Origin of the sequence: Candidatus Sororendozoicomonas aggregata (assembly GCF_031528575.1) — a bacterium.
In the GTDB taxonomy this organism is placed as follows: Bacteria; Pseudomonadota; Gammaproteobacteria; order Pseudomonadales; family Endozoicomonadaceae; genus Endonucleibacter; species Endonucleibacter aggregata.
Genome location: NZ_JAVLSP010000141.1, coordinates 1 through 5,739, shown reverse-complemented (window position 1 = coordinate 5,739; position 5,739 = coordinate 1). Strand labels below are relative to the sequence as shown.

The window sequence follows — 5,739 nt, the reverse complement described above, 5'->3', positions numbered from 1 at the left end:
GCATAAGCCCGACAGGCTCCTCGCTTCACCTTTTCAAACATGAGAGAACTTCATGGCCCCATGCAAGCCTATTCATCTGACCTTTTCCATGGAGGCAGATGCGTTGCACAGTAAAATCTGTCAATTGATAAAAAAAAACCGGGGTGAAATCACAGGCTCCAAAGAAGAAGGTACGTTTATTGTTCCTGTGCCCGGCTTTGGGAAAGTAGCCGGGCGTTATGCCTTAAATCATCAGGCGGCGATATTAACCATTACTAAACACCCCCTGCTCTTGTCATGCAGGATGATTGAGTCGTTTTTTCGAAAGAGCCTTCCAAAGCTCGAAGCTGAGGCAGTGTAATCTTTTTAGGTTTCATACCAATTACCTTTTCTAACTAGGGTATAACTGCCTATTTTCTAGGAGCCTGTCCGAGAATAGCGCCCGTAGCGAGGATGGCAGAAAATTGAGGATAAAAAGTCGGAAATTTTTAGACCAATTTGCTGCCACCGCAGTAGGGCAGTCTATTCTCAGACAGGCTCCTAGAGCATAAGCTGGTCAATAACCAGCTTCATCACACCATTTACCCAAACATCTACCCAAACATCACAACAGCAAACGACTTCAAGGCATTAGCAAGTGCGATTGGTATAATAAGGATGAATTCCTGCATTTTCATTACTTTCTCCATGGAAATCATGGGCAGGAACGCTTTTAAGGCTACTCGACAACACTGAAATCCCTTTATCAGGGTAAGTGATTGCCAAATGGATTGCCCTTATAGACCTGTGACTATGCCTTCACTATGCTTCATGCATTTTCAGCCACCTTGTTATGAGTATTGAATGGCCTCTCTTTATTTTTATTACTCTTCTATGGACTCGGGTAAAAGCACTTATCTTCTTCAGGCTGCCCACAACTACCGGAGTGCTGGTAAGCGTGTGCTATTACTGACCCCCGTGATTGATAACAGATTTGGTCAGGGAAAAATCACTTCCCGCATTGGTTTGCAAAGTGAAGCTTTCCCGGTAACGGCAGGGGATAATTTGTTGGCCGAGGTTGATAAAGCACAAGGGGATGGCTCCATTTCCTGCGTGATGCTTGATGAAGCCCAGTTCTTGACTGAGCAGCAAGTATGGCAGCTGTCAGATGTAGTAGACCAGTTGTCTATTCCAGTACTGTGTTTTGGCTTGCGAACAGATGCCTTTGGTCAGCCTTTTCCTGGGAGCAAGGTACTGCTTTCCATTGCCGATGAGCTGACAGAACTAAAGAGCATTTGTAAACGCTGCGAAAAAAAAGCGACAATGGTATTGCGAATTGATAATCAGGGACGTGCCGTTGGAGTAGGAAGCCAGGTTCACATCGGAGACAATGACAGCTACTTATCTGTCTGCCGCTATCATTATAAAGCCCTGTTGGCTGAAAAGCTTTCTTGACATCCTTGCTGCTACTTTTATCTGGGATAAGGATGTCACTTTGTTCTGCAGCTTTATCCTAGGAGCCTGTTGGAGAATAGACTGCCCTACTGCGGTTGCGATAAATTGGTCTGAAAACCCCTGCTTCTTCATCAAATAGTCCCGCTATTCTCCTCAGAGGCAGAAATTTTTATCCTCAATTTCTCGCAATCCTCCTACGGGCGCTATTCTCGGTCAGGCTCCCAGTGGCCTTTACTAACAACCCTGATGAGCATGACAATATGCTGGGCGTCAAAACAAGAAGGAATGACGTAATTAGAATAGGCTATTGATGTGCAGGCTCATAGAAACCGCACGAAGCATTATCAAAAAACTATGGCTTTTCTATTCGTTTCAATAATGCTGTATCCAGTTGATAGATGTCATCCCGATAAGCCAGGCGACCACTTGGATCAGGCCATACGGTGAAATAAACGTAAAAAACAGGCAGCTCTCTTGCTAACTCGAAAGTTGTCGTTTTTTTTGAGTGCGTGGAAGATTCCATCAAACTGTACATGCGCTGATGTTTACCAATTTCATATGCCAGTTCTGCGATATTTTCCACCAGAGCCCCCCCCTGCGTCAGCGCCCTGACTGGGCGCGAAAATAATGCGGGCTGATTAGTATCATGCAAAAAGACATTGTAGCGATTGTTCGAATCGAAGGTGTAAAGCCCAAAATGATTCTGCGAGCCCGGCTGCTGTTTCAATTTAAAAGGAAAGTTCTCAGCAGTCAGCCGCTTCCAGTCCACCTCCTTACTGTCAATTTGAGGCGCTCCTTTGAGCCAGCTTTCAAACACATGAAACCGGTAATTTGTCAAATAACCGGGTGAAGACTGTTCCGCCATTAACAGACGGGTTGACGCCTCTGCATGAGGCACTGTCCATACCGGGTTAATCGTAATGCTATCGATAGTATCCCGAAAGATCGGGGTTGGCTGCTCGGGTTTACCCACAACCGCACGATAGCGGACTTCACCGCCATTGCCCATGACCCACGCCACATTGAAACCGGCAATATCCACTCGAAGATGCGGTACAGGCAATAATCTTGGTAACCAGCGCATACGCTCCATATTTATTTTTAATGCGTTAATACGCTGTGCTGTTTTTTCCTTTAAAACGTGTTTGGTTTTATCCGAAAAGACGCCATCAACAGAGATTCCCCCATGATACTGAACGTGTTTGATAGCATTTTCCATATCCTGCCCAAATACTTCGCTAACAGGAATATCACTGAAGCCAAGATCATATAACCACTGATTCAAATACCTGACTGCCTCATGGCGAATACCTTTCTCAAGAACAATTCCTTTTGGAAAAAGCTCTTCAACCGAGAAAGTCCACTGCCTCAGTACCATGAGTCCTTTTTTAAACAGGGCATATTCTGGAATCAAGGGTTCTATTTTATTGAGGATAGTACTATCAAAAGCCATGTCTTTTGGTAATAACTCATCAAAAATTTGCCATTCAGGCTGGTATTTTTTTCGACTAATATACCCTTGATCAATATAAGCGGCATACACAGAAGCAATTTCTTCCAGCCAATCTTCTGACGGATTACTGTTTAATAAGTGGATGATATTTTCAGATATTTCTATGCCATGGTCTGGTATATTTTTAATCCAATGAATAAAGTCTTCTTTTTTTTGAGGAGAAATATATGAAATATACTCTTTTTTATTTTTATACGGACTGCCCTTCCCTCTGTCAACAGGATTAATCAACCAGCGACCATCAGAAATTGCAAAATCTGGAAACAATAAGATTAACAGCAACACTGTTTTTTTAGAAAAAACCAATAGCGAATTCAAGACTCACCCCAAAAAAATCACCTTTCATTGAACAAATAAACCGCAAGCCACATAAATTTCTTTTCATATTAACCCTAAGTTTTATTATAGCCCTATCAAATTAGAGAGCCAGATAAGTACATTAACATTACTATCAATTGCTTGAATATCCGTTAAAAGAGTGCCACCATGGCTCTTCATGACAATATTTAGGACGGAGTCCCTATGAAAATCTTTGCTTTTGCTGCCAGCAGCAGCAAACAGTCAATAAACAAGCAACTCGTCACCTATGCAAGCACCTTTCTTGCCGGTGTTGATATTGAGATAGCTGACCTCAATGACTATGACCTTCCTCTTTTCAGCGAAGATAAGGAAAAAGAACTAGGACACCCTGAAAAAGCACAGCACTTTCTTGATAAAATAAAAAGCAGTGACGGTCTGCTGATTTCCTTCGCAGAACACAATGGCACCTACAGTGTTGCCTATAAAAACCTGTTTGACTGGTGCTCCCGCATCAACCCCAAGGTCTTCCAGAATAAACCCATGGTATTACTAGCCAGTTCACCCGGCGCCCGTGGTGGCTCCAGTGTACTGAAAACAGCGGTTGATTCCGCCCCTTACTTCTCCGGGTCTGTGGTTGGCAGCGCTTCTGTCCCCAGATTTTATGAGAACTTTGACGCTAATACCTTGAGCATAAAAGATAAAAACATAAATGCACAAGTCAAACAAGCTGTTGAAGGTTTGTTAAATTAAAACAAGCCTGTGTAACCAGGCTTGTTTTATTCCCGCTATTTCATTCAGCATTATAAAAGTTGACATCTCCAGCTATGTCGCTGGAGAATTCCCGTCAGACGGCTACTTTCCCACGATTTTGCCAAGGCTCCTCCTTCATTGGGACAGCCACCAGAGACTTACATTAACTGCACAGGCTTTACTTTCCGTCTGCCCGAGGGTGGGTAGGTCAAAAAGACAGAAGTCTACTAGGAGCCTGACCGAGAATAGCGCCCTTAGCGAGGATTGCGAGAAATTGAGGGTAAAAATTTCTGTTTCTGAGGAGAGTAGCGGGGTTATTTGATGAAGAAGCAGGAATTTTTAGACCAATTTATTGCAACCGCAATAGCGCAGTCTATTCTCGGACAGGCTCTTAGCAGAATGTTAGAAGAAATTCACCACCGCCTGGCTCGGCGGAAGTACTCTTTCGGAATCCCGATAGCTCCCTATGGGACTATACGACTATTTATTAACATCAGGCAGTAATGCACATTGTTTGAATACTCCCTGCCAAGCCAGCGAGTGCCGCAGAATTGATTGATTAAGCGCATGCCATAGACTGCCCTCACCCTCTCCAAGTATATTTTGCATATAGATCCGCATTGCTTCGCTTGGCGGCTCTGGCAACACTTTCATTACTCCCTGAAAAGCCAGCCGCCAGTCATTTCCTTCCCTGACAGTTTTTACCAGATAAGGCTGGAGTTGAGCGACATAAAACAGATTAAATACATTCTGCAAACGTCTTGCCCTGGCTGTGACCCGCCCATGGGCACAAATATCTTTTTCAGCCTCCAGCAAATCAGACACGTGATTGAAGGTATTCGTCAACATAACAGCAGCAGTGATTAACTGCCCACTGTAACGGGATGCATGAAGGTGCTGCAAATACGTTTCCAACTGCTCTCTCTGATAAGGTGGTTGAACAGTCCTGTCCGGTAAATAACCCATCAAGTAATTTAATGCTTCCACTGTTCCCTGATAACCATTATCGCCCTGCATCGGCAGGGGCAGACCATTGCCTTGTAACTGCTTAACCAGTTCAGGTCCGGCAAATAAGGCATTCCAACGTATTTCAGGCAACAGTTGACGTTTTTTTGATAAAATTTTCTCAAGTGTTTGCACTGTAGCAGCAGCATTCCCCTCTTTAGAAAGACTCGTTATACACTGCCCAAGGGCATTAATGAGTTTCTTTTCATAGTCCAGCTGCTGTGAAGGTTGAAGCTGCTTCCCTAAGCTGCTGTTTCTAAAACCTACTTCCTGGCTCAATACCGGGCACTTTAATAAGTCCAGGCCTTGTAAGAAACTAAGGCGAATATCCGGTAACACAAACTGCCGAGCTTTCAGAGAGGGAACAACGGGTGCATCATGGGGCAAATCAACCTTGGGTTGATCAAGCACCTGACTGATACGCGCACTATATTCATGCAGGATATACTGCGGTGAGGATCGGTCACAACCTGACACCAAAAGGAATAACGAAAAGAGAGTAAGCAAGCGTGCCATAAACATACGGTAATCCTGAATTCAGCAGTCGAATGCCGTTTTCCCATGGGAAATAAGACTCCCGGCAAGTTAAAAACGATCAACTACTGAATTCAGGATAATCAATGCTTTTATCAAACGCTAACCAGATATGTCAAAAATCTTCCTGAGAAGCAGTCTTAAAAGTCTGCCCGTAGCGAGGACTGCGAGAAATGGCGGATAAAAAGTCGCTTTTGTGAGGAGAATAGCGGGACTATTTGACG

At 44.0% G+C, this 5,739-nt stretch carries 5 protein-coding genes; 3 read left to right on the top strand and 2 right to left on the bottom strand.

Annotation, left to right across the window (positions count from 1 at the left end; genetic code table 11):
- The first annotated feature begins 52 nt into the window (after positions 1 to 52).
- Both V4C51_RS16775 and V4C51_RS16770 read left to right on the top strand, forming a co-directional pair.
- Positions 53 to 340, top strand: a complete 288-nt coding sequence (locus V4C51_RS16775) for a hypothetical protein (RefSeq protein WP_330927329.1) — start codon at positions 53 to 55, stop codon at positions 338 to 340.
- Positions 341 to 822: 482 nt separating this feature from the next.
- On the top strand, positions 823 to 1,413 hold the full coding sequence (locus tag V4C51_RS16770) for a thymidine kinase (protein ID WP_330927328.1): 591 nt from the start codon (positions 823 to 825) through the stop codon (positions 1,411 to 1,413).
- A 352-nt stretch (positions 1,414 to 1,765) separates the two neighbouring features.
- On the opposite strand, the gene V4C51_RS16765 is transcribed toward V4C51_RS16770, so the two are convergent.
- Entirely contained in the window at positions 1,766 to 3,244 is a 1,479-nt protein-coding gene (locus tag V4C51_RS16765; RefSeq protein WP_330927327.1) for a L,D-transpeptidase family protein, read from the bottom strand.
- Positions 3,245 to 3,448: 204 nt separating this feature from the next.
- On the opposite strand from V4C51_RS16765, the gene V4C51_RS16760 reads away from it, so the two are divergent.
- A complete protein-coding gene (locus V4C51_RS16760) occupies positions 3,449 to 3,976 on the top strand; it encodes an NADPH-dependent FMN reductase (protein WP_330927326.1) in 528 nt (175 codons plus the stop codon).
- A 480-nt stretch (positions 3,977 to 4,456) separates the two neighbouring features.
- Here V4C51_RS16760 and V4C51_RS16755 read toward each other — a convergent pair whose 3' ends face one another.
- Positions 4,457 to 5,503, bottom strand: a complete 1,047-nt coding sequence (locus V4C51_RS16755) for a DUF3080 family protein (protein ID WP_330927325.1) — start codon at positions 5,501 to 5,503, stop codon at positions 4,457 to 4,459.
- Positions 5,504 to 5,739 lie beyond the last annotated feature (236 nt).